Source organism: Enterobacter cloacae complex sp. SHL021 (assembly GCF_049237765.1).
GTDB classification, from domain to species: domain Bacteria; phylum Pseudomonadota; class Gammaproteobacteria; order Enterobacterales; family Enterobacteriaceae; genus Enterobacter; species Enterobacter cloacae.
Genome location: NZ_JBMKJG010000020.1, coordinates 1 through 26,391, shown reverse-complemented (window position 1 = coordinate 26,391; position 26,391 = coordinate 1). Strand labels below are relative to the sequence as shown.

The 26,391-nt window shown below is 54.6% G+C and carries 18 protein-coding genes and 1 pseudogene; 9 read left to right on the top strand and 10 right to left on the bottom strand.

All coding sequences use genetic code 11. The features are described 5' to 3' along the window. Positions 1–58: 58 nt before the first annotated feature. Positions 59–595: a hypoxanthine phosphoribosyltransferase gene (gene hpt, locus ACOTZF_RS18835; RefSeq protein WP_013095614.1), complete on the bottom strand. Its 537-nt coding sequence runs from the start codon at positions 593–595 to the stop codon at positions 59–61. A gap of 208 nt (positions 596–803) precedes the next feature. Between hpt and ACOTZF_RS18830 the strand changes: the two genes are divergently transcribed. Next, a complete protein-coding gene (locus ACOTZF_RS18830; protein WP_129252007.1) occupies positions 804–3,194 on the top strand; it encodes a glucose/quinate/shikimate family membrane-bound PQQ-dependent dehydrogenase in 2,391 nt (796 codons plus the stop codon). Between the two features lie 132 nt (positions 3,195–3,326). Here the strand turns inward: ACOTZF_RS18830 and cueO are convergent, their stop codons facing one another. Further along, a complete protein-coding gene (gene cueO, locus ACOTZF_RS18825; RefSeq protein ID WP_129317700.1) occupies positions 3,327–4,886 on the bottom strand; it encodes a multicopper oxidase CueO in 1,560 nt (519 codons plus the stop codon). Between the two features lie 145 nt (positions 4,887–5,031). Between cueO and ACOTZF_RS18820 the strand changes: the two genes are divergently transcribed. The 3 genes from ACOTZF_RS18820 (at position 5,032) to speD (ending at position 7,158) form a co-directional block, all read left to right on the top strand. Then, the gene (locus ACOTZF_RS18820) at positions 5,032–5,379 is read left to right on the top strand and encodes a YacC family pilotin-like protein (RefSeq protein ID WP_014830675.1); all 348 of its coding nucleotides are present in this window, start codon (positions 5,032–5,034) and stop codon (positions 5,377–5,379) included. A gap of 114 nt (positions 5,380–5,493) precedes the next feature. Further along, a complete protein-coding gene (gene speE / locus ACOTZF_RS18815; protein WP_013095610.1) occupies positions 5,494–6,363 on the top strand; it encodes a polyamine aminopropyltransferase in 870 nt (289 codons plus the stop codon). After that, complete coding sequence (gene speD, locus ACOTZF_RS18810; protein ID WP_013095609.1) at positions 6,364–7,158, top strand: adenosylmethionine decarboxylase; 795 nt, start codon at positions 6,364–6,366, stop codon at positions 7,156–7,158. A gap of 31 nt (positions 7,159–7,189) precedes the next feature. Here speD and yacL read toward each other — a convergent pair whose 3' ends face one another. Together yacL and acnB are read right to left on the bottom strand one after the other, a co-directional pair. Then, positions 7,190–7,552, bottom strand: coding sequence for a protein YacL (gene yacL / locus ACOTZF_RS18805; RefSeq protein ID WP_045292712.1), 363 nt, complete (start codon positions 7,550–7,552; stop codon positions 7,190–7,192). Between the two features lie 189 nt (positions 7,553–7,741). Further along, positions 7,742–10,339: a bifunctional aconitate hydratase 2/2-methylisocitrate dehydratase gene (gene acnB / locus ACOTZF_RS18800; RefSeq protein ID WP_013095602.1), complete on the bottom strand. Its 2,598-nt coding sequence runs from the start codon at positions 10,337–10,339 to the stop codon at positions 7,742–7,744. Between the two features lie 891 nt (positions 10,340–11,230). Between acnB and ACOTZF_RS18795 the strand changes: the two genes are divergently transcribed. Beyond that, positions 11,231–12,775, top strand: a complete 1,545-nt coding sequence (locus ACOTZF_RS18795) for a DUF3300 domain-containing protein (protein WP_129317701.1) — start codon at positions 11,231–11,233, stop codon at positions 12,773–12,775. 10 nt (positions 12,776–12,785) lie between these two features. Then, on the top strand, positions 12,786–13,577 hold the full coding sequence (locus tag ACOTZF_RS18790; protein ID WP_129252011.1) for a DUF2950 family protein: 792 nt from the start codon (positions 12,786–12,788) through the stop codon (positions 13,575–13,577). Between the two features lie 52 nt (positions 13,578–13,629). On the opposite strand, the gene lpdA is transcribed toward ACOTZF_RS18790, so the two are convergent. The 4 genes from lpdA to pdhR form a co-directional block, all read right to left on the bottom strand. After that, positions 13,630–15,054, bottom strand: coding sequence for a dihydrolipoyl dehydrogenase (gene lpdA, locus ACOTZF_RS18785; protein ID WP_014830669.1), 1,425 nt, complete (start codon positions 15,052–15,054; stop codon positions 13,630–13,632). Between the two features lie 197 nt (positions 15,055–15,251). Continuing rightward, positions 15,252–17,144, bottom strand: coding sequence for a pyruvate dehydrogenase complex dihydrolipoyllysine-residue acetyltransferase (gene aceF / locus ACOTZF_RS18780; protein WP_129252013.1), 1,893 nt, complete (start codon positions 17,142–17,144; stop codon positions 15,252–15,254). Positions 17,145–17,158: 14 nt separating this feature from the next. After that, the gene (gene aceE / locus ACOTZF_RS18775) at positions 17,159–19,822 is read right to left on the bottom strand and encodes a pyruvate dehydrogenase (acetyl-transferring), homodimeric type (protein ID WP_013095597.1); all 2,664 of its coding nucleotides are present in this window, start codon (positions 19,820–19,822) and stop codon (positions 17,159–17,161) included. 123 nt (positions 19,823–19,945) lie between these two features. Beyond that, positions 19,946–20,710 carry a pyruvate dehydrogenase complex transcriptional repressor PdhR gene (gene pdhR / locus ACOTZF_RS18770; protein ID WP_013095596.1) on the bottom strand — a complete coding sequence of 255 codons (765 nt, stop codon included), beginning with the start codon at positions 20,708–20,710 and terminating at the stop codon, positions 19,946–19,948. 537 nt (positions 20,711–21,247) lie between these two features. On the opposite strand from pdhR, the gene aroP reads away from it, so the two are divergent. The 3 genes from aroP to ACOTZF_RS18755 all read left to right on the top strand — a co-directional run bounded on the left by aroP (position 21,248) and on the right by ACOTZF_RS18755 (position 25,140). Beyond that, complete coding sequence (aroP, locus tag ACOTZF_RS18765; protein WP_013095594.1) at positions 21,248–22,618, top strand: aromatic amino acid transporter AroP; 1,371 nt, start codon at positions 21,248–21,250, stop codon at positions 22,616–22,618. Between the two features lie 166 nt (positions 22,619–22,784). After that, a complete protein-coding gene (locus ACOTZF_RS18760; RefSeq protein ID WP_020688510.1) occupies positions 22,785–24,197 on the top strand; it encodes a glycoside-pentoside-hexuronide (GPH):cation symporter in 1,413 nt (470 codons plus the stop codon). Further along, complete coding sequence (locus ACOTZF_RS18755) at positions 24,190–25,140, top strand: family 43 glycosylhydrolase (protein ID WP_129252014.1); 951 nt, start codon at positions 24,190–24,192, stop codon at positions 25,138–25,140. Before ACOTZF_RS18760 ends, ACOTZF_RS18755 begins: the two co-directional genes overlap by 8 nt. 18 nt (positions 25,141–25,158) lie before the next feature. On the opposite strand, the gene ampE is transcribed toward ACOTZF_RS18755, so the two are convergent. Then, positions 25,159–26,013 carry a beta-lactamase regulator AmpE gene (gene ampE / locus ACOTZF_RS18750; RefSeq protein WP_020688508.1) on the bottom strand — a complete coding sequence of 285 codons (855 nt, stop codon included), beginning with the start codon at positions 26,011–26,013 and terminating at the stop codon, positions 25,159–25,161. A 9-nt stretch (positions 26,014–26,022) separates the two neighbouring features. After that, a pseudogene (gene ampD / locus ACOTZF_RS18745) lies at positions 26,023–26,295 on the bottom strand (1,6-anhydro-N-acetylmuramyl-L-alanine amidase AmpD); the annotation flags it as partial. Between the last annotated feature and the right edge of the window lie 96 nt (positions 26,296–26,391).

The following is a 26,391-nucleotide window of genomic DNA, read 5'->3' as shown; positions in this document are numbered from 1 at the left end:
GCGGGGATTTTCTCCCTCTCCCTGTGGGAGAGGGCTGGGGTGAGGGCACCAGGCCGCACTACTCGTCCAGAAGCACAACCTTCCCAACATACGGCAGATGGCGATAACGCTGCGCGTAGTCAATACCGTAACCGACGACGAACTCGTCCGGAATAGAGAAACCAACAAACTCCACCGGTACCTGCACTTCACGGCGGTCTGGTTTATCCAGCAGAGTACAGATGGCCAGGGATTTCGGCTCACGCAGGCTCAGGATCTCGCGCACTTTAGAAAGCGTGTTACCGGAGTCGATGATGTCTTCGACGATCAACACATCTTTGCCACGAATATCTTCATCCAGATCTTTCAGGATTTTCACATCACGGGTTGTGGACATGCCGCTGCCGTAGCTGGAGGCGGTCATAAAATCGACCTCATGTGACACCTGCACTTCACGGCACAGGTCTGCCATGAACATGAAAGAGCCACGCAACAGACCAACCAGCACCATTTCGCTGCCGCTGTCCTTGTAATGTTCGGTGATTTGACGACCCAGTTCGGCGATACGCGCTTTGATCTCGGCTTCCGGGATCATCACTTCAACAGTATGTTTCATATTACTAACCATATGATTTTAATGAAAATCTCTCAATGCGGATGAATGTTATTCCGGCATCGATACGCAAGCCAGCCATTATATCAGCAAATGGCTAAGCCTGGCGTATGAGTTATAAAAAGCAAATATTGTGATTCCGATCACACTTGTTAATACCTATAATTAGTTGCTAGCAAATTATTAACAAAAACTGACGAGTACACTTTCTATGGCTGAAACAAACTCTAAACGGCCGCGTCTACTGGTGACACTAACAGCGTTATTCGCCGCCTTCTGCGGCCTGTACCTGTTAATCGGTGGCGTCTGGCTGGTCGCAATTGGCGGCTCCTGGTACTACCCCATTGCGGGCCTGGTTATGCTTGGCGTAACTGTTCTGCTCTGGCGTAGAAAACAATCCGCACTGTGGCTTTATGCGGCATTACTCCTCGCAACCATGATCTGGGGCGTCTGGGAAGTCGGGTTCGACTTCTGGGCACTGACGCCACGCAGCGACATTCTGGTCTTCTTCGGTATCTGGCTGATCCTGCCGTTCGTCTGGCGTCGCCTGATTGTGCCTTCCAGCGGTGCCGTTGCAGCGCTGCTTGTCGCTCTGCTAATCAGTGGCGGTATCCTGACCTGGGCCGGCTTTAACGACCCGCAGGAGATCAACGGTACGCTGAATGCAGAATCCACCCCTGCGGCGGCTATCTCGCAGGTGGCTGACGGCGACTGGCCAGCGTATGGCCGTAACCAGGAAGGTCAGCGCTACTCCCCGCTGAAGCAGATCAACGCGGACAACGTGAAAAACCTGAAAGAAGCCTGGGTATTCCGTACCGGCGATCTGAAGATGCCAAACGATCCGGGTGAACTGACCAACGAAGTGACGCCAATTAAAGTGGGCAACATGCTTTATCTGTGTACGGCGCACCAGCGCCTGTTCGCGCTCGACGCGGCCACCGGTAAAGAGAAATGGCACTTCGATCCGCAGCTGAACTCCAACCCGTCGTTCCAGCACATCACCTGCCGCGGTGTCTCTTACCACGAAGCGCGTGCGGATAATGCCAGTCCGGACGTCATTGCCGACTGTCCTCGCCGCATTATGCTGCCGGTGAACGATGGCCGTCTGTTCGCGATTAACGCCGAAACGGGCAAGCTGTGCGAAACCTTCGCCAACAAAGGTATCCTGAACCTGCAGACCAACATGCCGGACACCACGCCGGGTCTGTATGAACCCACCTCACCGCCAATCATCACTGATAAAACCATCGTGATTGCTGGTTCGGTCACGGATAACTTCTCCACCCGCGAAACCTCTGGCGTTATCCGTGGTTTCGACGTGAATACCGGTAAACTGCTGTGGGCCTTCGATCCGGGCGCGAAAGATCCTAACGCGATCCCGTCTGATGAACACACCTTTACCTTCAACTCGCCAAACTCCTGGGCACCGGCTGCGTATGATGCGAAGCTGGATCTGGTCTACCTGCCAATGGGCGTGACCACGCCTGATATCTGGGGCGGTAACCGTACCCCTGAGCAGGAACGTTATGCCAGCTCCATTCTGGCGCTGAACGCGACCACCGGGAAACTGGCGTGGAGCTACCAGACCGTTCACCACGATCTGTGGGATATGGATATGCCGTCCCAGCCAACGCTGGCAGACATTACCGTTAACGGCAAAACCGTTCCGGTGATTTATGCTCCGGCGAAAACCGGTAACATCTTCGTACTGGACCGCCGTAACGGCGAGCTGGTTGTGCCTGCACCGGAAAAACCGGTTCCTCAGGGCGCGGCTAAAGGCGATTACGTCACTAAAACGCAGCCGTTCTCCGAACTGAGCTTCCGTCCGAAGAAAGACCTCAGCGGCGCAGACATGTGGGGTGCCACCATGTTTGACCAGCTGGTGTGCCGCGTAATGTTCCATCAGCTGCGCTATGAAGGCATCTTTACCCCGCCTTCTGAGCAGGGCACGCTGGTCTTCCCGGGTAACCTTGGGATGTTCGAATGGGGCGGGATCTCCGTTGACCCTAACCGCCAGGTAGCGATCGCCAACCCGATGGCGCTGCCGTTTGTCTCTAAACTGATCCCACGTGGTCCAGGTAACCCAATGGAGCAGCCGAAAGACGCGAAAGGCAGCGGTACCGAAGCCGGTATTCAGCCGCAGTATGGCGTACCGTTTGGCGTGACCCTGAATCCGTTCCTGTCTCCGTTTGGTCTGCCGTGTAAACAGCCTGCCTGGGGGTATATCTCCGGTCTGGATCTGAAAACCAACCAGATCGTGTGGAAAAAACGTATTGGTACCCCGCAGGACAGCATGCCGTTCCCGATGCCGGTTCCGGTGCCGTTCAACATGGGTATGCCAATGCTGGGTGGCCCAATTTCTACCGCCGGTAACGTGCTGTTCATCGCGGCAACCGCAGATAACTACCTGCGCGCGTACAACATGACCAACGGTGAGAAACTGTGGCAAGGCCGTCTGCCAGCCGGTGGACAGGCAACGCCGATGACCTATGAAGTGAATGGCAAGCAGTACGTTGTCATCTCTGCGGGCGGTCACGGTTCGTTTGGCACGAAGATGGGCGACTATATTGTCGCGTATGCGTTGCCGGATGACGCAAAATAAATGCAAAACGGCAACTTCGGTTGCCGTTTTTTATGTTTGTTCCCTCTCCCACCGGGAGAGGGCCAGGGTGAGGGCATCAGGCCGCACCTGCGAAATGTAGGCCGGGTAAGGCGAAGCCGCCACCCGGCTTTTTTATACGGTAAAACCCAGCATCATCCCCGTATCTTCGTGTTCCAGCAGATGACAGTGCGCCATATAGGCAAACTCCTTTGGCGCCTCGTGGTCAAACTTCACCAGCACCTCGCTGACGCCGCCTTCCACTCTCACTGTATCTTTCCAGCCCGCGCGATGCGGATCCGGCGCTTTGCCGTTCTCTGAAAGAATACGGAACTGGGTGCCGTGAATATGGAACGGATGCAGCATCATGTCGCCTTCGCCTGAAATCACCCAGCGCTCAAACTGCCCTTTTGTAGCAGCAAACATTGGCGTGTTCATATCGAACGCTTTGCCGTTGATCATATTGGCGTTGTGGAAATCAAACCCGTGACCGCCGTGATTCATACCGCCCATCGTGCCGTGATCCATGTTCATATGGCCCATCATCTGCCCGTGGTGCATCCCCGCCATCGCCTGATCGCCATACTTTTTCATCAGCGCCTGCATGCCCATCATGTCGAGCATCGGATCCATGGAGAGCTGCAGCTTACGTTGCGTAAGCCCATCCAGGGATGGAAGCGCCGGCAGCGTGGTTAAGGTGTCCGGCAGCGTACCGGAGGCGGTGATCTGCAGCGGCTGAATACGTAAAACCGGGTGTGGCTTATCGAATGGCGCAACGGCCATCCCCATCTGGCTGACCAGGAGCGTCACCAGGTCAAATGACTTACCGTCGCTGATGTCCACCAGCACCTCAAAGCGCTCGCCCATCAGCACAGGGAGTTCATTCACTTTGACCGGCTCAGGCAGCAGTCCTCCGTCGCTCGCCACGACGTACAGCGGACGATTATCGCTGGTGGCAAAGTTCAGCGAGCGCGCGTTGCATCCGTTGAGCAGACGTAACCGCAGCCAGCCTTTTGGTGCAGCGTGCTGGGGGTAGATCGCGCCATTAGTCAGCAGCGTATCGCCAAACCAGCCTACCGCCGCGGTCATCACATCCAGCTGATAATCAATCTGACCGTCTGTGGAGAATTTTTTGTCCTGCACAATGACCGGCACATCGTCGATACCCCACTGTTTGGGCAGACGCAGCAGGCGACTTTCGTCATCTTCAATCAGCACCAGGCCTGCCAGCCCCATGGCCACCTGATGGCCCGTTTTACCATGCTGATGCGGGTGGAACCAGCAAGTTGCCGCCCGCTGCTCGGGGATAAAGGTCACGGTGCGCTTCCCGCCCGCTTTTATAATCCCTTGCGGGCCGCCGTCGACCTCGCCCGGCACTTCCAGCCCGTGCCAGTGCAGCGTCGTCTCTTCTGCCAGCGTGTTGTGAATATCAACGGTGACGGCTTTTCCTCTGCGCAGCTGCAACGCCGGGCCAAGCACATTGCCGTTATAGCCCCAGGTGGTGGCGTTATATTTGCCAAAGGCCGTTTTACCGGACTGAACCACTAACTGGATACGGCCACGGGCATCGGCGGTCAATAAATCAGGAATGGGTAAGGCAGGTCTGTCAGCCGCCAGAACCGCGCGACTCCACAGTGGTAATGCGCTGGCAACCCCCAACGCAACGGAATATTTTAGAAATTCACGACGTTGCATATTCATTTCCTTATTTCGTGCAGACGATCTTTTGAGCATAAACCCTCCCCTTACCGGAAGGTCAAGTAACGCGGCAATAATAAAGATCGTCGCACTGGCACCAAATATGCTAACGTTGATTTTCCGTGATGCAGTGGTAGAAGCAATGAAGACGTTTTTCAGGACAATTTTGTTCACCAGCCTGATGGCAATGTGTGCCAACAGCTATGCGCTCAGTGAAAATGAAGCGGAAGATATGGCCGATCTGACGGCGGTTTTTGTGTTCCTGAAAAATGATTGTGGCTACCAGAATTTACCCAACGGGCAAATTCGTCGCGCACTGGTCTTTTTTGCCCAGCAGAACCAATGGGACCTCAGCAACTACGACAGCTTCGACATGAAAGCGCTCGGTGAAGACAGTTACCGTGATTTAAGCGGTATTGGCATCCCAACGGCAAAAAAATGCAAAGCGCTGGCCCGCGATTCGCTTAGCCTGCTCGCCTACGTGAAATAACCTTCCCGACGCCTCTTGTTTCGCCTGGAACCGTGCAACCACGGTTATAGTTAGCTATCATGTTTCGCTCATTTTTCGTGAGTGTAACGGATGTTAACGAAGAGGAGTCCGCGTATGGCCGACCACACGTTGTGGCATGAAACACTGCATGACCAGTTTGGTCAGTACTTTGCCGTTGATAACGTGCTTTATCATGAGAAAACCGATCATCAGGATCTGATCATCTTCGAGAATGCCGCTTTTGGCCGCGTAATGGCGCTGGACGGCGTGGTGCAAACCACCGAGCGAGATGAGTTTATCTATCATGAGATGATGACCCACGTCCCGCTGCTGGCCCATGGCCACGCGAAGCACGTGCTGATTATCGGCGGCGGCGACGGGGCGATGCTGCGCGAAGTCTCCCGCCACCAGTCCATTGAAACCATCACCATGGTAGAGATCGACGCGGGCGTGGTCTCATTCTGTCGTCAGTACCTGCCTAACCATAACGCGGGTAGCTACGACGATCCGCGCTTTAAGCTGGTGATTGACGATGGCGTGAACTTCGTCAACCAGACGACTCAGACGTTTGACGTCATTATCTCCGACTGTACCGACCCTATCGGCCCGGGAGCCTCGCTGTTTACCTCATCGTTCTACGAGGGTTGCAAGCGTTGTCTGAACCCTGGCGGTATCTTCGTGGCGCAAAATGGCGTCTGCTTCCTGCAGCAGGATGAAGCGCTCGACAGCCACCGCAAACTGAGCACCTATTTTGGCGATGTTAGCTTCTATCAGGCTGCCATTCCGACCTACTACGGCGGGATCATGACCTTTGCCTGGGCGACGGATAACGACGTCCTGCGCCATCTCTCCACGGAAATTATCCAGGCGCGCTTCCATCAGGCGGGTCTCCAGTGCCGTTACTACAATCCGGCGGTCCATACCGCAGCCTTTGCCTTGCCACAGTACCTGCAAGATGCACTGTCCTCCCAGGGGGTGAACTAATTGAAAAAGCTTAAACTGCATGGCTTTAACAACCTGACCAAAAGCCTGAGTTTTTGTATTTACGATATCTGCTATGCCAAAACAGCGGAAGAGCGCGATGGCTACATCGCCTATATCGATGAACTCTACAATGCCAACCGACTGACCGAGATCCTGTCGGAAACCTGCTCTATTATCGGCGCAAATATTCTGAACATCGCCCGCCAGGATTATGAACCTCAGGGCGCCAGCGTGACCATTCTGGTCAGCGAAGAGCCGGTCGATCCTAAGCTTATCGACAAAACCGAACACCCGGGCCCGCTGCCTGAAGTGGTTGTCGCCCACCTCGATAAAAGCCATATCTGCGTGCACACCTACCCGGAAAGCCACCCGGAAGGCGGCCTGTGTACGTTCCGCGCCGATATCGAAGTATCCACCTGCGGCGTGATCTCCCCGCTAAACGCGCTGAACTATTTAATTCACCAGCTGGAATCCGATATCGTCACCATTGATTATCGTGTGCGTGGTTTTACGCGCGATATCAATGGCATGAAGCACTTTATCGATCACGAGATCAACTCCATTCAGAACTTTATGTCCGAGGACATGAAATCGCTGTACGACATGATGGACGTGAACGTGTACCAGGAGAACATCTTCCACACCAAGATGCTGCTTAAGGAGTTTGACCTTAAGCACTACATGTTCCACACAAAGCCAGAAGATTTAAGCGAAGAAGAGCGTAAAGTCATTACCGACCTGCTCTGGAAAGAGATGCGCGAAATCTACTACGGCCGCAATATTCCGGCCGTGTAAGACTCGCACGGAGCAAGGACGCTCCTGTGTGCTATTTCTGTTTCATAAACTCCCGGTACGCCGCCACGACCTGCAGAAAGTCCTCCACGCCGCACAGCGACAGGCTCTCTTCGTCGTAGTAGCTCATCCCCTCTTCCATCTCGTCGCCCGAGAATTCCAGCTGATTGGCCCGCACCATCACCTCTTCGCCATCCATCCACAGCGTGTATTCATGACCCGCACGTTGCCAGGAGCGTTCACTGCCTTTTATCGCATTCGCCGCCTGTTCAACTTCATCAAGAAGCGCAAGATTTTCTTTCACTTCTTCGTTAAACCAGTGTCCAACGGCTTCGTGGCCCATCGACATACGCACTTTCACCACCCCGGTGATGTCGCGCAGAAATTCGTAATCCATAGTGTTTTCCTCTGCAAAGCCATTACGGTAATTATCGCAGCAGAGAGGAAGAAAAAAAGCGTGTGAGGTGGGAGGAATGAAAATAAAAAGGTGAGAGCAAGGCCCTGCGGCCTGATGCCCTCACCCCGGCCCTCTCCCACGGGAGAGGGTGCAAACACTAAAAACCGTCTCGTGGAGACGGTTTTGCTTTTATACCGCCGTCTGGAAGATCACCCCGTCAGCTTTCTCGGTGTACTGAGAGAGCTGGTCAAAGTTCAGATAGCGATAGGTATCCACCGCCGTCTTATCAACCTGAGCAACGAAGGTCTGGTACTCTTCCGGCGTTGGCAGTTTGCCAATCAGCGCCGCAACCGCCGCCAGCTCAGCAGACGCCAGGTAGACGTTCGCACCGGTACCTAAACGGTTCGGGAAGTTACGGGTAGAGGTGGAGACCACCGTCGCACCGTCTGCCACGCGCGCCTGGTTACCCATACACAGGGAACAGCCAGGGATTTCGATGCGCGCACCGCTCTTACCAAACACGCTGTAGTAACCCTCTTCAGTCAGCTGCGCCGCATCCATACGGGTTGGTGGCGCTACCCAAAGGCGGGTTGGCAGTTGGCCTTTATGAGTATCCAGCAGTTTACCGGCAGCACGGAAGTGACCGATGTTGGTCATACAGGAACCGATGAACACTTCGTCGATCTTATCGCCCTGCACGTCAGACAGCAGACGCGCATCGTCAGGATCGTTCGGTGCACAGAGAATTGGCTCTTTAATGTCTGCCAGATCGATGTCGATCACCGCCGCATATTCTGCGTCAGCATCGGCTTCCAGCAGCTGCGGATCCGCCAGCCATTTCTCCATCCCCTGAATACGACGCTCCAGCGTACGACGGTCGCCGTAGCCTTCCGCAATCATCCACTTCAGCAGGACGATGTTAGAGTTCAGATACTCAATGATCGGCTCTTTGTTCAGCTTGATGGTACAACCCGCGGCGGAACGCTCTGCAGACGCATCGGTCAGCTCGAATGCCTGCTCAACTTTGAGGTCCGGCAGCCCTTCAATTTCCAGGATGCGGCCAGAGAAGATGTTCTTCTTACCTTTCTTCTCAACGGTCAGCAGGCCCTGTTTGATGGCATACAGCGGGATAGCGTGAACCAGGTCGCGCAGGGTGATACCCGGCTGCATTTTACCTTTGAAGCGCACCAGTACCGATTCCGGCATATCCAGCGGCATCACGCCGGTCGCTGCGGCAAACGCCACCAGACCGGAGCCCGCCGGGAAGGAGATACCAATCGGGAAACGGGTATGGGAGTCACCGCCGGTACCTACAGTATCCGGCAGCAGCATACGGTTCAGCCAGGAGTGGATAACGCCGTCGCCCGGACGCAGAGAGACGCCGCCACGGTTCATGATGAAGTCTGGCAGCGTGTGGTGCGTGGTTACGTCAACCGGCTTCGGATACGCCGCCGTGTGACAGAAGGACTGCATGACCAGATCGGACGAGAAGCCCAGGCACGCCAGGTCTTTCAGCTCGTCACGGGTCATTGGGCCAGTGGTGTCCTGAGAGCCCACAGAGGTCATCTTCGGCTCGCAGTAAGCGCCAGGACGGATACCGGCCACGCCGCACGCGCGGCCAACCATTTTCTGCGCCAGCGAGAAGCCACGATTGCTTTCTGCTACGTCTTTCGCATGACGGAACACGTCTGAGTGCGGCAGACCCAGCGCTTCACGCGCTTTGGTGGTCAGGCCACGACCGATGATCAGCGGGATACGGCCACCGGCACGCACTTCGTCGATCAGCACATCGGTTTTCAGCTCGAAGCTCGCCAGCAGCTCGTTGGTGTCGTGGTTACGGACTTCACCTTTATACGGGTAAACGTCAATCACGTCGCCCATGTTCAGGTTAGAGACATCCACTTCGATTGGCAGTGCGCCAGCATCTTCCATGGTGTTGAAGAAGATTGGGGCAATCTTACCGCCCAGGCACAGGCCGCCACCGCGTTTGTTCGGCACATGCGGAATATCGTCACCCATAAACCACAGGACGGAGTTAGTGGCGGATTTACGGGAAGAACCGGTACCGACAACGTCACCGACGTAAGCCAGCGGGAATCCTTTTTTCTGCAACGCTTCGATCTGTTTGATCGGGCCGACAACGCCTGGCTGATCCGGCTCAATGCCTTCACGGGCGTTTTTCAGCATCGCCAGTGCGTGCAGCGGGATATCCGGGCGAGACCATGCATCCGGTGCCGGAGAGAGGTCATCGGTGTTGGTTTCACCGGTGACTTTGAATACGGTAACGGTAATTTTTTCAGCCAGCGCAGGACGGTTCAGGAACCATTCGGCATCGGCCCAGGACTGCATCACCTGCTTCGCATAGACGTTGCCTGCTTTGGCTTTTTCTTCCACATCGTAGAAGTTATCGAACATCAGCAGCGTTGAAGAGAGCGCTTTAGCGGCAATCGGTGCCAGCTTGTCGTTATCCAGCGCGTCAATCAGCGGATGAATGTTATAACCACCCTGCATGGTGCCGAGCAGTTCAATGGCTTTTTCAGGAGTAACCAGTGGGGAGGTGGCTTCGCCTTTGGCGATAGCAGCAAGGAATCCGGCTTTTACGTAGGCAGCTTCATCTACGCCAGGCGGTACGCGGTTGATCAGCAGATCTAACAGGAATTCTTCTTCGCCCTTAGGCGGGTTCTTCAGCAGCTCGACGAGCGCGGCCATTTGGGTTGCATCTAACGGTTTGGGTACAATTCCCTCGGCGGCACGTTCTGCTACGTGCTTACGGTATTCTTCTAGCACGACGGTTCTCCTCGCTCTCATTGTCATATGCGGCGGGCGTTCTCTTCACGCTCCTGTGAGACAGCAGTTTGTAGGGTAAATGCCCGATACCGCGTCGGGCAGCATAGCAGGATTTCTGCACAGTGTTAATCCGTTTACAAAAAAGCAACATTAAAAAATTTGCTGAATCGTTAAGCATGGTGTAGAGGGCAGACGGGGGGAATTTTGGCAACAAAAAAACCGCCTGAAAGCGGTTTATTTGTTGCCTTGCGGTGGTAGCACACCGGGTTGGCAGATTTGCGGCAACACCAACGTGAAATATTGTGCATCACTCCCTGTGGGCTTGCAAGCTGCTATCACGATTTTGCGTAGCACCTTCCCATTTCGTATGAAAGCCCATGTAATTGCATTTTTTGCCTTCTTCAGATCCATTGAATTGACTATTCTTCTCCGCGGCCTGCTCCGCTGGTGTAGCAACCAGTCACCGGGCCCGGGAGCAGTTCCTTCATCTACGCGGCAACATCAACTTGCCAGGTTCTGCCTTTCCCGGTGAAGAATGAACCCGCGTAGCCTGTACAGGAACGCACGCAATGGAGATGCGAATCACTGCGCTGATCGTTGCGCTCGGTTTACTGCTTACGGCACTGCACGGTGGCTGGAACATATCCGACATCACGGTGCTGTTTGTTGTAAACCTCGGCAACTAGCTGCTGGCCGCTCGCAAGAGCGGCCTTCTGAAATCCCAGCGGCTTTTCAGCTATCACATATAATTGTGTAATAAATACTCACACTCTTTATCCGGACGTACCGGCAGTTCCCCAACAAAAGTCAAAACAGTAAAAGGCGAGTGAATAATACTCACGCCAACCGTAACGCCTCACGGCACAGCGCTTGTCTCGTTGGAGTCATTTTATGAAGTTGCCCTTTAAACCACATCTGCTTGTTCTTCTGTGCAGTGCCGGGCTGTTTGCCGCCTCAGGCGTCATGTTTGTCAAAAGTCGGGCGACAGAGCCTGTCGTCCCCGCTCCCGTCGCACAACAACCGGTACCCCCCGCAGCAGTGCAACCCGCCCCTGTCGTCGCCCCAGCCTATACGGCCGCGCAAATCGATCAGTGGGTTGCTCCCATCGCGCTCTATCCGGATGCCCTGCTGTCACAAATTTTAATGGCCTCGACCTACCCGGCCAACGTCATCCAGGCGGCGCAGTGGTCCAAAGACAACCCTAAAATGGAAGGAGACGCCGCTATCCAGGCCGTTGCCAGCCAGCCCTGGGATCCCAGCGTAAAATCGTTGGTCGCGTTTCCTCAACTGATGTCGCTGATGGGTGAAAACCCGCCGTGGGTACAAAATCTGGGGGATGCGTTTCTCGCGCAACCGAAGGATGTCATGGATTCCGTCCAACGCCTGCGCGCGCTGGCTCAAAAGACCGGCGCCTTACAATCGACGCCTCAGCAGACGATCACCACCGTGACGAAACCTGCCCCGGCCAAATCGGCCACCAGCGAATCGACGACTTCCACCACGCCTGCCCCGACGGTGATCAAAATTGAATCCGCGGATCCGCAGGTCGTTTACGTCCCCACCTATAACCCCAATACCGTTTACGGTACCTGGCCAAACACTGCCTATCCGCCAACCTATCTTCCTCCTTCTCCGGGAGAGCAGTTTACGGACAGTCTGGTCAAAGGCTTAGGCTTCAGCCTGGGTGTGGCGACAACCTACGCCATCTTCAGCAACATCGACTGGGATGATGACGACGACTGGGACCACCATCATGACGATGACTGGAATCACGGCGGCTATAACCGCAACGGTGATAACAATATCAATATTAACGTTGAGAACTTCAACAAAATCAGTGGTCAACGCCTGACGGATGCCAACCGCACCTGGCAGCATAACCCGGCGTATCGGGAAGGTGTGCCCTACCCCACCAGCCAGCTTAATAACCGCTTCCATTCCACTAACACGGTAACGGGGCTCAGTTCTACGCAGCAAAAACCGGTTAACCGCGACAGCCAGCGTCAGGCGGCCCTGAGCCAGATGGAGAAATCGACGGGTAAAACCTTCCCGCAAACCGCGCGTCCGGGAACCAAAGATGCACAGCGCCAGGCTTCAGGCGAACAGCTGAAGCAGATATCCCAGCGCAACAACTACCGTGGCTACGACACCAGACCGCAAACGGCAAAGCGAACCACCACGCAGCAGCGTGATAATCGCCATGCCGTAACACAGCGGCAGGAGAAACGGATCGCGCAGCCTGCTCAGCAACGCCATATCCCGCAGCGAACCAGCCAGCCTCGCGCGAATGCCCTGAGTGGTAACGACAGCCGCTCTGCCAACTGGCAAGCCCAGCAGCAGCGAGGTGCGCAAAGCAGACAACTGGCTGCCCGTCATCAGCAGCCGCGTCAGGCCCCTGCCGGACGTGCTGAACACCGTGAATTCCGTCATCGTTAAGGGAGCCAACATGAAAAAGAATCTTGTCTGTGGAATGGTGTTGTTCATGATGTCCGCCGCTGCGATGGCACAGCAATCCTTCAGCACGCCCGTTCAGGCGACCGATGCGCTGGCGCATGCCATCAGTGAACAGAATGAAACGGCAATGAACAATCTGCTTGGAGAGAACTGGCGCGATTTTCTGCCGCCTGAAGGGGTCGATCCTGATGCCGTCGATCGTTTCCTCCGCGACTGGAAGGTGCGGCACAACACGGTTATCGACGGTAATACGGCGCATCTGGTCGTCGGAAATAACGACTGGCAGTTGCCTATCCCGGTTGTCAAAACCGCTGCCGGATGGCAATTCGATATCAAGGAGGGCGCCGAGGAGATCCTGACCCGCGAGATCGGGCGTAACGAGCTTGCCGCCATCGAAGCATTACATGCCTATGTGGATGCCCAGCAGAGCTATTTCGCCATGAATCAAAAATACGCGCAGAAAATTGTCAGCTCTGAAGGGAAAAAAGATGGTCTCTACTGGCCCGTTTCGCCGGGTGAAGCCCCCAGCCCGCTGGGACCGGCCTTCAGCCCCAAAGAGCCCGGTGCAGGCTATCACGGCTATCGGTTCCGTATCCTGCCTGATGAAAAAGGCTTTGCGATGGTGGCGTGGCCCGTCAGCTATGGCCAGACAGGCGTCATGAGCTTTGTGATAAACCAGGATGACAAAGTGTACCAGGCCGATCTCGGCAATGACTCTGAGCAGAAAGCCCAGGCGTTAACCGCCTATAGCCCGGATAAAACCTGGCAGCCTGTGGCTCCCTGAATCCAGCACATAAAAAAAGCGGCCACAGGCCGCTTTTTTTGTCTGAAGAAACTTATTTCTTCTTCGCTTTCGCGTTTGGCAGGTCGGTGATGCTACCTTCAAACACTTCTGCCGCCAGGCCCACGGACTCGTGCAGAGTTGGGTGAGCGTGGATGGTCAGCGCGATGTCTTCCGCGTCGCAACCCATTTCGATCGCCAGACCGATTTCACCCAGCAGCTCGCCGCCGTTGGTACCGACAATCGCACCACCGATAACGCGGTGAGTCTCTTTGTCGAAGATCAGTTTGGTCATACCGTCTGCGCAGTCGGAAGCGATAGCACGGCCAGAAGCAGCCCACGGGAAGGTGGCGGTTTCGTAGCTGATGCCTTTCTCTTTCGCTTCTTTCTCGGTCAGACCGACCCATGCCACTTCTGGCTCGGTGTACGCGATAGATGGGATCACTTTCGGATCGAAGTAGTGTTTCATGCCGGCGATAACTTCAGCGGCAACGTGACCTTCGTGAACACCTTTGTGCGCCAGCATTGGCTGACCGACGATATCGCCGATAGCAAAGATGTGCGGCACGTTAGTGCGCAGCTGTTTGTCAACGCGGATGAAGCCACGGTCGTCCACTTCCACGCCAGCTTTGCCCGCGTCGAGGTTCTTACCGTTCGGCACACGGCCGATCGCCACCAGCACGGCGTCGTAACGCTGTGGTTCGGATGGCGCTTTTTTACCTTCCATGGAAACGTAAATACCGTCTTCTTTCGCTTCAACGGCAGTCACTTTGGTTTCCAGCATCAGGTTGAATTTCTTGCTGATACGCTTGGTGAAGACTTTAACGATGTCTTTATCCGCAGCCGGGATAACCTGGTCGAACATTTCAACCACGTCAATGTCTGAACCCAGTGCATGGTACACGGTACCCATTTCCAGACCGATGATACCGCCGCCCATAACCAGCAGACGTTTTGGAACGGTTTTCAGTTCCAGGGCATCGGTGGAATCCCACACGCGTGGATCTTCATGTGGAATGAATGGCAGTTCGATTGGACGAGAGCCCGCCGCGATGATCGCGTTGTCGAAGTTGATTACGGTTTTGCCGTTTTCGCCTTCCACTTCAAGAGTGTTCGCGCCGGTGAATTTACCCAGACCGTTAACCACTTTCACTTTACGGCCTTTCGCCATGCCAGCCAGACCACCGGTCAGCTGAGTGATAACTTTCTCTTTCCAGGTACGGATTTTATCGATATCGGTTTTCGGCTCGCCGAAGACGATACCGTGTTCAGCCAGCGCTTTGGCTTCTTCGATAACTTTCGCTACGTGCAGCAGCGCTTTAGAAGGGATACAACCTACGTTCAGACAAACACCACCAAGGGTGTTGTAACGTTCTACGATGACGGTTTCCAGACCTAAATCAGCGCAACGGAAGGCTGCAGAGTAACCTGCGGGACCTGCCCCAAGTACCACGACCTGAGTTTTGATTTCAGTACTCATCATGACCTCTTATTGATTTCCGGCGGTCCAGGTACTTGTCGCCCTTCATCCACCGGGACGTTCTATCCGCCCGCAGTTTACAAAATTGTTAACAATTTTGAAACAACAAACGGCTCACGAATTGTCGCTTTCGCCAATAACCTCACAAACCACATGAGATTAACAGAAAAAAGCCGGCCGACTGGCCGGCTTTTCACTTACATCACCAGGCGGCGAATGTCACTCAGCATGTTGTTGATGATGGTGATGAAACGCGCACCATCAGCACCGTCGATCACGCGGTGGTCGAAGGACAGAGAGATTGGCATCATCAGACGCGGCACGAACTCTTTGCCATTCCACACCGGCTCCATCGCGGACTTGGACACACCGAGGATAGCCACTTCCGGCGCGTTAACAATCGGTGCGAAGTGGGTAGTACCCAGGCCGCCGATGCTGGAGATAGTGAAGCAACCGCCCTGCATTTCGCCGGCAGTCAGCTTACCATCACGCGCTTTTTTGGAGATGGTGGTCAGTTCACGGGACAGCTCAGTGATGCTCTTCTTATTCACGTCTTTGAAGACCGGAACAACCAGACCATTTGGCGTATCAACCGCAACACCGATGTTGATGTATTTCTTCAGCGTCAGCTTCTGGCCATCTTCGGACAGGGAGCTGTTGAAGCGTGGCATCTGCTCCAGGGCAGCGGCAACGGCTTTCATGATGAAGACCACTGGGGTGAATTTCACGTCCAGTTTACGCTTCTCAGCTTCGGCGTTCTGCTGTTTACGGAACGCTTCCAGATCGGTGATATCGGTTTTGTCGAAGTGCGTAACGTGCGGGATCATGACCCAGTTACGGCTCAGGTTAGCACCAGAGATTTTCTGGATGCGGCCCAGTTCCACTTCTTCAATTTCACCGAACTTGCTGAAGTCCACCTTCGGCCATGGCAGCATGCCCGGGATACCGCCGCCTGCGGCTGCAGCTGGTGCAGCTTCAGCGCGTTTCACCGCGTCTTTCACATAAGCCTGAACGTCTTCGCGCAGGATACGACCTTTACGGCCAGTCCCTTTCACTTTCGCCAGGTTCACGCCGAATTCGCGCGCCAGGCGACGAATCAGCGGGGTCGCATGGACGTAAGCGTCGTTTTCAGCGAACTCAGATTTGCTTTCCGCTTTTGCAGCAGGTGCCGCTGGTTTAGCAGCCTGAGCCGGTGCAGCAGCCGGTGCTGGAGCAGCCGCGGCAGCCGGAGCGGCTGCAGGCGCAGCGCCTTCCACTTCGAAGACCATGATCAGAGAGCCGGTAGAGACTTTGTCGCCGGTGCTGATTTTGATCTCTTTAACGGTACCCGCGAACGGCGCAGGCACTTCCATAGAGGCTTTGTCGCCTTCAACGGTGATCAGTGACTGTTCAGCGGCAACTTTGTCGCCCACTTTCACCATCACTTCGGTCACTTCGACTTCGTCACCGCCGATGTCAGGAACGTTAACGTCTTTCACACCGCCTGCTGCTGGTGCAGCCGCTGGAGCCGGAGCAGCAGCCTGAGCTGGCGCAGCGGCAGGTGCAGCACCCGCCACTTCGAAGATCATGATCAGAGAGCCGGTAGACACTTTGTCACCGGTGTTGATCTTGATCTCTTTAACGGTGCCCGCGAACGGCGCCGGCACTTCCATAGACGCTTTATCGCCTTCTACGGTGATCAGAGACTGCTCAGCTGCAACGGTATCGCCCACTTTCACCAGGATTTCAGTGACTTCAACTTCGTCACCACCGATGTCAGGCACGTTAACTTCTTTCGCTGCCGCGGCAACTGCTGGAGCAGCGGCGGCCGGAGCTTCTTTCTTCTCTTCCTGCGCAGGTGCAGCAGCTGCTGCACCGTCGGCGGAATCGAAAATCATGATCAGTTTGCCAGTCTCGGTTTTATCGCCAACAGAGACTTTGATCTCTTTAACGATGCCAGCCTGAGGAGACGGGACTTCCATAGAGGCTTTGTCGCCTTCTACGGTGATCAGCGACTGTTCAGCTTCAACTTTGTCGCCTACTTTGACCAGGATCTCGGTGATTTCAACTTCATCAGCCCCGATGTCCGGTACATTGATTTCGATAGCCATTATTCTTTTACCTCTTACGCCAGACGCGGGTTAACTTTTTCTGCATCGATGTTGAATTTGGTAATTGCGTCCGCAACCACTTTCTTATCGATTTCGCCACGTTTAGCCAGTTCGCCCAGTGCTGCTACAACCACGTAAGAAGCATCAACTTCGAAGTGGTGACGCAGGTTTTCGCGGCTGTCAGAACGACCGAAGCCGTCAGTACCCAGTACGCGATAATCATCAGCTGGAACGTAAGTACGAACCTGCTCAGCGAACAGTTTCATATAGTCAGTAGACGCCACCGCTGGCGCGTCGTTCATCACCTGAGCGATGTACGGAACGCGTGGGGTTTCCATTGGGTGCAGCATGTTCCAGCGCTCACAATCCTGGCCATCACGCGCCAGTTCAGTGAAGGAGGTCACGCTGTACACGTCGGAACCCACACCGTAGTCTTTCGCCAGGATCTGCGCTGCTTCACGAACGTGACGCAGAATAGAACCGGAGCCCAGCAGCTGAACTTTACCTTTGCTACCTTCGATGGTTTCGAGTTTGTAGATACCTTTACGGATACCTTCCTCGGCACCTGCTGGCATTGCCGGCATGTGGTAGTTTTCGTTCAGGGTGGTGATGTAGTAGTAAATGTTCTCCTGCGCTTCGCCGTACATGCGCTGCAGACCGTCATGCATGATGACTGCCACTTCGTACGCGTAAGACGGGTCGTAAGAGATACAGTTAGGGATAGTCAGAGACTGAATGTGGCTGTGGCCATCTTCGTGCTGCAGACCTTCACCGTTCAGGGTCGTACGACCGGAAGTACCACCAATCAGGAAGCCGCGAGCCTGCTGGTCGCCTGCCTGCCAGCACAGGTCACCGATACGCTGGAACCCGAACATAGAGTAGTAAATGTAGAACGGGATCATCGGCAGGTTGTTGGTGCTGTAGGAGGTCGCAGCAGCCAGCCAGGATGCGCCTGCGCCCAGCTCGTTGATACCTTCCTGCAGGATCTGACCTTTCTCGTCTTCTTTGTAGTAAGCAACCTGCTCACGGTCCTGCGGGGTGTACTGCTGGCCGTTCGGGCTGTAGATACCGATCTGACGGAACAGACCTTCCATACCGAATGTACGCGCTTCGTCAGCGATGATTGGCACCAGACGATCTTTGATCGACTTGTTCTTCAGCATCACGTTCAGGGCACGAACGAAAGCGATAGTGGTGGAGATCTCTTTGTTCTGCTCTTCCAGCAGCTGAGAGAAGTCTTCCAGCGCTGGCAGTTCCAGTTTCTCGGTGAAGTTAGGCTGACGAGCTGGCAGGTAGCCTTTCAGCGCCTGACGACGTTCGTGCAGGTACTTGTACTCTTCAGAACCTTCCGGGAAGGTGATGTAAGACAGGTTTTCTACCTGCTCATCGGTCACTGGCACGTTGAAACGGTCGCGAATATAGCGCACGCCGTCCATGTTCATTTTCTTAACCTGGTGAGCGATGTTTTTACCTTCTGCGGTATCACCCATGCCGTAACCTTTAATGGTGTGGGCCAGGATTACAGTCGCTTTACCTTTGGTTTCGCGCGCTTTTTTCAGTGCAGCGTAGATTTTCTTCGGATCGTGACCACCACGGTTCAGCGCCCAGATCTGCTCGTCAGTCCAGTCTGCAACCAGTGCGGCGGTTTCAGGATATTTGCCGAAGAAGTGCTCACGAACGTAGGCACCGTCTTTGGATTTGAAGGTCTGGTAGTCACCGTCAACGGTTTCATTCATCAGCTGGATCAGTTTACCGCTGGTGTCTTTACGCAGCAGTTCGTCCCAACGGGAACCCCACATTACTTTGATAACGTTCCAGCCAGCACCTGCGAAGATGCCTTCCAGTTCGTTGATGATCTTACCGTTACCGGTTACCGGACCATCCAGACGCTGCAGGTTACAGTTGATGATGAAGCACAGGTTGTCCAGCTTCTCACGGGTAGCGATGGTGATCGCACCTTTAGATTCTGGCTCATCCATCTCACCGTCGCCCAGGAAGGCGTAAACGGTTTGCTCAGAGGTATCTTTCAGACCACGGTGTTCCAGGTACTTCAGGAATTTCGCCTGATAGATTGCACCAATTGGGCCCAGACCCATGGATACGGTCGGGAACTGCCAGAATTCAGGCATCAGTTTAGGGTGCGGGTAAGAAGACAGACCTTTACCGTGAACTTCCTGACGGAAGTTGTTCATCTGCTCTTCAGTCAGACGACCTTCCAGGAATGCACGTGCATAGATGCCCGGAGAGATGTGGCCCTGGAAGTACACCAGGTCGCCGCCGTCTTTCTCGTTAGCAGCACGGAAGAAGTGGTTGAAGCACACTTCGTAAACGGTCGCAGAGGACTGGAAGGACGCCATGTGGCCACCCAGCTCCAGATCTTTCTTGGACGCACGCAGAACGGTCATGATGGCGTTCCAGCGGATGGCAGAACGGATACGGCGTTCCAGATCCAGATTGCCCGGGTATTCCGGTTCGTCTTCAACGGCAATCGTGTTTACGTAGTTGCTAGCCCCTGCACCTGAAGCAACCTTCACGCCGCCTTTGCGGGCTTCAGAAAGCAGCTGATCAATCAGATACTGAGCGCGCTCAACACCTTCTTCACGGATGACCGATTCGATCGCCTGTAGCCAGTCGCGAGTTTCGATCGGATCCACGTCATTTTGGAGACGTTCTGACATGGGGGTATTCCTTATCTATCTAATACGTTGATTTGTCTGGAACCTGTCCCATTGTATTTTCGTCAGAAAACACAATAAGACAGGTTCTGCGTTTAGTTGCCGCGCTCTAAAAGTACCTGGCGCTTAATCCTTTCGTTGCTGTATGCGGCGTAATGAACGTTCGCGACGCGATTGTTCTCGGCTGCGGTCCAGCAAGATTTCCTCAATGAAAGCCAGATGTCGGTGCGACGCTTCGCGCGCCTGCTCCGGTTCCCCGGCCATTATCGCCTCGAATACTCGGGTGCGATGGTTGCTTACCAGCGGGAGCATGTCCCGACGGGCATACAACAATTCAAAATTTTGACGAACGTTCTGGGCCAGCATCGGCTCCATGCAGCGTAGCAGATGGAGGAGCACTACGTTGTGTGCCGCTTCGGTGACGGCAATCTGATACTGGACGACGGCATTGGACTCGGCGTCTAAATCGCCGGACTGCTGTGCCCGTTCAATGGCCTGATGCAGTTCGCGGATACGCACGCGATCTTCATCAGTGCTGCGAAGGGCGGCGTAATAGGCCGCGATACCTTCAAGCGCGTGACGGGTCTCAAGCAGATCAAACTGGGATTCTGGGTGGTCAGAGAGAAGTTCTACCAGCGGATCGCTGAAGCTCTGCCACAGGCTGTTTTGAACAAAGGTTCCGCCGCCCTGGCGACGAAGCAGCAAGCCCTTTGCTTCGAGGCGTTGAATCGCCTCACGCAGAGAGGGGCGGGATACGTCGAACTGTTTAGCCAGCTCGCGTTCTGGCGGAAGTTTCTCACCCGGACGCAGTGTCCCCTCGAGGATTAAAAACTCCAGCTGCTGCTCAATCACATCGGATAGTTTTGGTTGGCGAATTTTGCTGTAGGCCATATTCCCTGTCTTACGCCTTTTTGCCCGGAGTCAATTGGTCTTACCAATTTCAAGTTCGTATCGCTAAAGTAACAAAGTATTCACCTTCTGTCCATATTGGTTTTGATTGAAATCAGTAAACCCTGCACATTTTAACAACCTTACAGAAATAACGTTTCAGAAATGTAACTTTGCACAAATGAGCTGATTACTACCAAAGAGGGAGTTTTAACCATAATGAAACGAGGGTTTTTGCAATCTGAAGCGATTCAACAACGCAAAAAATGAAAATTCGCCCACTTTTAAGGCATTTCTATTCTATAGGTTGGGGTAGTAAGAATTAACGGTGCGATTTACAAATGCTTTCTTTTTATTCAACTCGTCATCAGCCCTTCATAAAGCAGGTGCATTCACAGGCGCTTACCACTATTCTTGCGCTTACGGAAGACATCTCCGCTTTTTTCGGTCTTATTAACCGTAAAGAAATAAATACAGAAAACGGATATTCATAATTACACACGCACAGCGTGAACATAACAACCACACACGAGGTTTCAAATGGAAGCTCAACAGCACGGCGATCAGCTAAAGCGCGGCCTTAAAAACCGCCATATACAGCTCATCGCATTGGGTGGTGCTATCGGCACAGGCCTGTTTCTGGGAAGCGCATCCGTCATCCAGTCCGCCGGTCCAGGCATTATTTTGGGTTACGCTATCGCAGGTTTTATTGCGTTTCTGATCATGCGCCAGTTAGGTGAAATGGTCGTTGAAGAGCCGGTTGCAGGCTCGTTCAGCCACTTTGCCTACAAATACTGGGGCAGTTTTGCCGGTTTCGCTTCCGGCTGGAACTACTGGGTGCTTTACGTTCTGGTGGCCATGGCAGAACTGACCGCCGTGGGGAAATACATTCAGTTCTGGTATCCCGAGATCCCAACCTGGGTTTCTGCGGCAGCGTTCTTCGTCATTATCAACGCCATCAACCTGACCAACGTAAAAGTGTTCGGTGAGATGGAGTTCTGGTTTGCCATCATCAAAGTCATTGCCGTGGTGGCGATGATTATCTTTGGCGGCTGGCTGCTGTTCAGCGGCAACGGTGGCCCACAGGCCACGGTGCGTAACCTCTGGGAGCAAGGTGGATTCCTGCCTCACGGGATGACCGGTCTGGTGATGATGATGGCCATTATTATGTTTTCCTTCGGGGGGCTGGAGCTGGTGGGGATCACCGCCGCTGAAGCCGACAACCCGGAGCAAAGCATCCCGAAAGCGACGAATCAGGTTATCTACCGAATTCTGATCTTCTATGTGGGTTCACTGGCCGTTCTGCTCTCGCTGCTGCCGTGGACACGCGTCACGGCCGACACCAGCCCGTTCGTCCTTATCTTCCACGAACTGGGCGATACCTTCGTGGCGAATGCGCTCAATATCGTCGTGCTGACGGCGGCGCTTTCCGTTTACAACAGCTGCGTGTACTGCAACAGCCGCATGCTGTTCGGCCTTGCGCAGCAGGGTAACGCACCAAAAGCCCTGCTGAACGTCGATAAGCGCGGCGTGCCGGTCAATACCATCATTGTTTCGGCTATCGTGACGGCGCTTTGCGTGCTGATTAACTACATGGCACCTGAATCGGCGTTTGGCCTGCTGATGGCCCTGGTGGTCTCGGCTCTGGTGATTAACTGGGCGATGATCAGCCTGGCGCACATCAAGTTCCGCCGCGCTAAACAGCAGCAGGGCGTAACCACCCGCTTCCCTGCCCTGCTCTATCCGCTGGGTAACTGGGTTTGCCTGCTGTTTATGGCGGGCGTGCTGGTAATTATGCTACTCACCCCAGGCATGGCGATTTCCGTTTACCTGATCCCGGTCTGGATTGCGATCCTCGGCGTGGGGTATCTGGTAAAACAGAAAAACGGTAAAACCGTAAAAGCACATTAATAGCTCTTCAGCTCAGCACTCGTTTCGCGGGTGCTGAGCGTTTGTTACCTTCCTCACAAATTCACCTCGTCAGCCGCTTTATCCATATCACCGCCCTGATACTGCAACGCATATATCGATTAGCCAGCAAATAATTCTCTCCATACCGTCACCCGGAGAGCAGTCAATGGATAACAATAAACTGTCAGTAAAAGAGAAGATCGGCTATGGGATGGGCGATGCAGGATGCAACATCATCTTCGGCGCCATCATGTTGTTTGTTAATTATTTTTATACCGATATTTTTGGGCTGGCACCTGCGCTGGTCGGCGTGTTGCTGCTGTCCGTGCGCGTCATTGATGCCGTTACGGACCCGATCATGGGAGCCATCGCGGACCGTACCCGCAGTAAATATGGGCGGTTTCGTCCATGGCTTTTGTGGATTGCGTTCCCCTATGCGCTGTTCAGTATCCTGATGTTCACCACGCCAGACTGGAGCTATAACAGCAAAGTTATCTATGCCTTTGTGACCTACTTCCTGCTCTCGTTAACCTATACGGCCATCAACATTCCCTACTGCTCGTTGGGCGGCGTGATCACCAATGACCCAAAAGAGCGCGTGGCCTGCCAGTCCTATCGCTTTGTGATGGTGGGTATTGCCACGCTTTTACTGTCGCTCACGCTCCTGCCGATGGCGGACTGGTTTGGTGGCGATAACAAAGCCAAAGGCTACCAGATGGCGATGACCGTGCTGGCGCTGATTGGTACCTGTATGTTCCTGTTCTGCTTCGCCACCGTGCGCGAGCGCGTACGTCCGGCGGTGCAGACCCATGATGAGCTGAAAAACGATCTGAAGGACGTGTGGAAAAACGACCAGTGGGTACGCATTCTGCTGCTGACGCTCTGCAACGTCTGCCCGGGCTTTATCCGCATGGCGGCCACCATGTATTACGTCACCTGGGTAATGGGCCAGAGCACTCACTTTGCCACCCTGTTTATCAGCCTGGGCGTGGTGGGAATGATGCTCGGCAGTATGCTGGCGAAAGTGCTGACCGACCGCTGGTGTAAACTGAAAGTGTTCTTCTGGACCAACATCGTGCTGGCGCTTTTCTCCTGCGCGTTCTATTTCTTCGACCCGAAAGCGACCGTCACCATCGTGGTGCTCTACTTCCTGCTTAACATTCTTCACCAGATCCCGTCTCCGCTGCACTGGTCGCTAATGGCCGATGTGGATGACTATGGCGAGTGGAAAACCGGTAAACGCATCACCGGGATCAGCTTCTCGGGCAATATCTTCTTCCTCAAGCTGGGGCTGGCGATTGCTGGCGCGATGGTGGGCTTCCTGCTCTCCTGGTATGGCTACGACGCCGGTGCGAAAGCACAAAGCGCAGAGGCCATTAACGGGATCGTTCTGCTGTTTACCGTGATCCCGGGTGTGGGGTATTTGATCACTGCGGGCGTAGTACGACTGCTGAAAGTGGATCGGGAAACCATGAAACAGATCCAGCTCGACCTGGAGAAACGCCGCACCAACTACAGCGAACTGAACGCCTGGCAGGAAACGAGAGCCGAAACAAAAGAAGGAACGCCGCATGCATAACTGGCCTAACCCGTTTATAGAACAACGCGCTGACCCGTACATTCTGCGTCATGAAGGGCAATATTATTTTATCGCCTCCGTGCCGCAATACGACAGGCTGGCGATCCGCCGGGCAGCGACGCTGGAAGGGCTGCGCAGTGCCGACGAGGTGGTCGTATGGCGCAAACCGGAGACCGGCCCAATGAGCCAGCTTATCTGGGCACCGGAACTGCATCATATCGACGGCAAGTGGTACATCTATTTTGCCGCCGCGCACACCCAGGCGCTGGACGGTCTGGGCATGTTCCAGCACCGCATGTTTGTGCTGGAGTGTGCCGACCGCGACCCGCTAACCGGCACGTGGACTGAAAAAGGCCAGGTAAAAACGCCGTTCGACACCTTTGCGCTGGACGCGACCACGTTCGTGCATCAGGGGAAACGCTGGTATCTGTGGGCGCAAAAAGCCCCGGATATCTCCGGCAACTCCAATCTCTATTTATGTGAAATGGAGAACCCGTGGACGCTGAAAGGCGAGCCGGTGATGCTCAGTAAACCGGAATATGACTGGGAGTGCCGCGGCTTCTGGGTCAACGAAGGCCCGGCGGTGCTGTTCCACGGCGACAAGTTGTATATCAGCTATTCCGCCAGCGCGACCGACGAGAACTACTGCATGGGGCTGCTGTGGACAGAGATCAATGCCGATCCGCAAAATCCTGCCAACTGGCACAAGGCCTCGCGCCCGGTCTTCATCACCAGCTACGAAAACCGCCAGTATGGGCCAGGCCATAACAGCTTTACGCAAACGCCGGAAGGAGAAGATGTGCTGGTGTATCACGCGCGAAATTACACCGAAATTGAAGGCGATCCGCTTTATGACCCCAATCGTCATACCCGCCTGAAGCTCGTCCGCTGGCACGAAAACGGGATGCCTGATTTTGGCATCCCGCCTGCCGATACGCCGTAACCGCTACGGCACGCGGGTTCAGACCAGCGTGCCGTAAATGGTCAGCAACGCCACGATAACGACCACCACAAACGACGTTTTCTTCGCCATCGAGACCGCCGCTTTCGGCGTTTCTATCTTGTCGGTATGCGGCTCACGCGCCAGAGAGAACTGCGCCAGGCGTGTCAGCACCTGGTACTGCGAGGTATGACGGTCGCCAAGCGAGGCGAACCACGCCGGGAGCGCTTTTTCGCCGTGGCCAATAAGCGCGTAGACCACACCCACCAGACGAACCGGAAGCCAGTCGAGCACGTGCAGGATCGCATCAATGCCGGAGAGCAAACGTTCATGCGGGGTGAGATAGCGGGCAAGCCAGGTCTGCCAGGCGCGCAGGAACGCATATCCCATCAGCAGTACCGGCCCCCACGGGCCCCCCACCACAAACCAGAACAGCGGCGCCAGGTAGTAGCGGAAGTTAATCCACAGCAGCGCGTTTTGCAGTTCACGCAGGAACTCGCGTTCATCGCAATCCGGCGGCACGCCGTGGATCATCGTCAGCTCGCTGGCCATGGCGCTACGTGCATGCGCATCATCACGGGAAGCGGCTTTCAGATAAGCGTGATAGTGCATACGCACCTTGCCTGCGCCAATACACAGCACGCCGAGCAGGATCCACACCACCAGTAGCGGCACGTTGAAAAAGAGGCCGTATAACGAGCGCAGCAGCAAGAACGTAATCACCATCACGCCCGCGGTCATCAGCAGCGTACGCAGCATGGAAAAATGGTTAATCCGGCGGAAAAGCACCTCCAGCCGGTGATCCAGATGCCAGTGCTCACCGAGTTTGAACAAGCGTTCAGCGATGATAACCAGCAGCATGGTAAACAACGTCATGTTATCTCCTTATTCTGACGACGCGGTAAGCATGGCGCGAAACCGGGGCCAGTCAAATGCAGGGCCAGGATCGGTTTTTCGCGCCGGGGCGATATCACAGTGTCCCGTCATGTTCTCTGCAATCGCAGGGTAAAGCCTGATGAGCGTTTGGGTGATATCCACCAACCGCTGGTACTGTGCATCGGTATAAGGGGTGGTGTCCGTGCCTTCCAGTTCAATCCCAATAGAGAAGTCATTGCAACGCTCGCGCCCCTGATACATCGAGACACCCGCATGCCAGGCGCTGATGAATCCCCTAATGATTTTGGTAAAAATCATTAAGTTAAGGTGGATACACATCTTGTCATATGATCAAATGGTTTCGCGAAAAATCAATAA

Excerpts from the sequence above, each read along its gene's own strand:
- ACOTZF_RS18820 (WP_014830675.1), top strand. The coding sequence starts at position 5,032 with ATGAAGACGTTTTTCAGGACAATTTTGTTCACCAGCCTGATGGCAATG.
- ACOTZF_RS18760 (WP_020688510.1), top strand. The coding sequence starts at position 22,785 with ATGGATAACAATAAACTGTCAGTAAAAGAGAAGATCGGCTATGGGATG.
- yacL (WP_045292712.1), bottom strand. The coding sequence starts at position 7,552 with ATGGATTACGAATTTCTGCGCGACATCACCGGGGTGGTGAAAGTGCGT.
- ACOTZF_RS18795 (WP_129317701.1), top strand. The coding sequence starts at position 11,231 with ATGAAGTTGCCCTTTAAACCACATCTGCTTGTTCTTCTGTGCAGTGCC.
- ACOTZF_RS18790 (WP_129252011.1), top strand. The coding sequence starts at position 12,786 with ATGAAAAAGAATCTTGTCTGTGGAATGGTGTTGTTCATGATGTCCGCC.
- speE (WP_013095610.1), top strand. The coding sequence starts at position 5,494 with ATGGCCGACCACACGTTGTGGCATGAAACACTGCATGACCAGTTTGGT.
- cueO (WP_129317700.1), bottom strand. The coding sequence starts at position 4,886 with ATGCAACGTCGTGAATTTCTAAAATATTCCGTTGCGTTGGGGGTTGCC.
- ACOTZF_RS18755 (WP_129252014.1), top strand. The coding sequence starts at position 24,190 with ATGCATAACTGGCCTAACCCGTTTATAGAACAACGCGCTGACCCGTAC.
- aroP (WP_013095594.1), top strand. The coding sequence starts at position 21,248 with ATGGAAGCTCAACAGCACGGCGATCAGCTAAAGCGCGGCCTTAAAAAC.
- ACOTZF_RS18830 (WP_129252007.1), top strand. The coding sequence starts at position 804 with ATGGCTGAAACAAACTCTAAACGGCCGCGTCTACTGGTGACACTAACA.
- hpt (WP_013095614.1), bottom strand. The coding sequence starts at position 595 with ATGAAACATACTGTTGAAGTGATGATCCCGGAAGCCGAGATCAAAGCG.
- aceF (WP_129252013.1), bottom strand. The coding sequence starts at position 17,144 with ATGGCTATCGAAATCAATGTACCGGACATCGGGGCTGATGAAGTTGAA.
- pdhR (WP_013095596.1), bottom strand. The coding sequence starts at position 20,710 with ATGGCCTACAGCAAAATTCGCCAACCAAAACTATCCGATGTGATTGAG.
- lpdA (WP_014830669.1), bottom strand. The coding sequence starts at position 15,054 with ATGAGTACTGAAATCAAAACTCAGGTCGTGGTACTTGGGGCAGGTCCC.
- ampE (WP_020688508.1), bottom strand. The coding sequence starts at position 26,013 with ATGACGTTGTTTACCATGCTGCTGGTTATCATCGCTGAACGCTTGTTC.
- aceE (WP_013095597.1), bottom strand. The coding sequence starts at position 19,822 with ATGTCAGAACGTCTCCAAAATGACGTGGATCCGATCGAAACTCGCGAC.